Annotated in this window: 1 protein-coding gene; it reads left to right on the top strand. The window is 66.0% G+C overall.

What is annotated here, in order from left to right; all coding sequences use genetic code 11:
• A partial coding sequence (locus SB717_RS39610) for an ATP-binding cassette domain-containing protein (protein WP_410908815.1) occupies positions 1-235 on the top strand: 235 nt, incomplete at both ends.

The following is a 235-nucleotide window of genomic DNA, read 5'->3' as shown; positions in this document are numbered from 1 at the left end:
CACACGGACACGTTTTGGGATTGGTGGGGCCGAACGGGGCGGGCAAGACAACACTGGTCGATTGCATCGTCGGCACGCAGTCGTCATCGTCCGGCGTGGTCGCGCTCGAAGGGCAGGCACTCAAGGCCGGATCGACCATCCGGGCGCAAGCCGGGCTTGCCCGAACCTTCCAGCATCCGCAACTCGCACTGGAGCTTTCCCCGATCGAGAACATCGTGCCGGCCCTGGTCGCCCG

Origin of the sequence: Priestia sp. SIMBA_032 (assembly GCF_046535215.1) — a bacterium.
Classification (GTDB): domain Bacteria; phylum Bacillota; class Bacilli; order Bacillales; family Bacillaceae_H; genus Priestia; species Priestia aryabhattai.
Note: the sequence above shows the minus strand (reverse complement) of the source record. Positions and strands in the feature narration are given on the sequence as shown.